Genomic DNA, 1,416 nt, shown 5'->3' with positions numbered 1-1,416 from the left:
GCGGCGACGGGCTGCGCCGCGTCCGATGCCGCGGCGCAGCCCGTCGCCGCTCACCCACGTCCTGCTCGTCGCGGTGCCCGCGCTGGTCGCCGTGGCCGCGCTCCGCCCGCGCTGACTCCTGGAGGAACCCGTTGTCGGAATGGCTTGTTCTCACGCTGGCGATGCTGGCCGCCTGCGCGGTGGTCATCGTCATCACCCTCGTGCGGCACCGCGCGAAGGGCGAGGACGAGGATCCCAGCGAAACCCCGGACGTCATCGAGTACATGACGATGTGGATCGGCGTGGTGTACGCCATCGTCCTGGGCCTGGCCATCGCCGGTGTCTGGGAGGCCCGCTCCGCCGCCCAGGACCACGTCCAGGCGGAGGCCCAGGCGCTGTACGAGGTCTCCGAGCGCGTCCGTGTCTACCCGTCCGACGTCCGCGACCGGATCCGCGGCGACGTCGACGCCTATGCCGGGCATGTCGTCACCACCGAGTGGAAGAGCATGGTCGACCACGGCCGGCTCACCGAGCGGGGCGACGAACTGCTCGCCCGTCTCCGCGCCGACGTCACCGACTACCAGCCGAAGTCGGACTTCGAGGCGCAGGCCTACCAGCCGCTGGTGGACCAGGTGGCCGCCGTCGCCCAGGCCCGCGCCGCACGCGCCGACGCCATCGGGCCGACCATGCCGGGCGTGGTGTGGTTCGGGCTGATCTCGGGGGCCGTCGTCACCGTCGGGATGGTGTTCGCGCTGCAGATCCGGCGCACGCCGCGCGAACTGGTCCTCGCAGGGCTGTTCTCCGCGCTGATCGCCTTTCTGCTCTTCCTGATCTGGGACTTCGACGCCCCCTACAGCCGCGGGATGTCGGCGACGACCGATCCCTTCCTGACCCTGTTCCCGCACCTTCCGGACTGACGGCCCGACGGCATGACGCGGCATCAGTTCCGTTCCCCGCCCGCGGGAGGGGCGTCCCCTGCGCAGCCCACAGCATTGCCCCGTTCGCCCGGGTGCGATCGCGCCGTGACGGACACCTCCCTAGCGTTTCGGTCATCGAGGTGCATTTCCGGCACAGGCGGAAAGGGTCCGCAGCTGCTCCTCGGGGACCGGAGGATTCATCATGCGCGTAATACGCGTCGTTCTGGCCGCACTGCTGGGGCTCGGCGCCCTCACCTTCTCCGCACCGGCCGCCGTCGCCTACGGCGGTGACGACCACTCCTACGGGAGCGACGGCCGCTCCCACGGGGGCGGAGGAGGGCACGGCGGAGGCGGTCACGGCCGCCACGGCGGAGAGGACGAGAACCGTTTCGGCGGTCACGGCGGCCACCGGCCGGAGCACTTCCGCCATGGCATCCGGGCGGGCGAGGGCGGGTCCGGTTCCGGTTTCGACCTCCAGAAGATCGGAACGGGCGCCGCGCTCGTCGCCGGCTCGGTCGGC

General features: G+C 71.6%; 2 protein-coding genes. Both read left to right on the top strand.

Annotation, left to right across the window (positions count from 1 at the left end; all coding sequences use genetic code 11):
* The first annotated feature begins 131 nt into the window (after positions 1–131).
* A complete protein-coding gene (locus tag CCN35_RS26730) occupies positions 132–896 on the top strand; it encodes a bestrophin-like domain (RefSeq protein WP_079129494.1) in 765 nt (254 codons plus the stop codon).
* A 202-nt stretch (positions 897–1,098) separates the two neighbouring features.
* Positions 1,099–1,416: hypothetical protein (locus CCN35_RS26725; RefSeq protein ID WP_086794625.1), on the top strand; the 318-nt coding region annotated here is incomplete at its 3' end.

It is taken from the genome of Streptomyces thermovulgaris, assembly GCF_002155915.1.
Lineage (GTDB): Bacteria > Actinomycetota > Actinomycetes > Streptomycetales > Streptomycetaceae > Streptomyces > Streptomyces thermovulgaris.
Note: the sequence above shows the minus strand (reverse complement) of the source record. Positions and strands in the feature narration are given on the sequence as shown.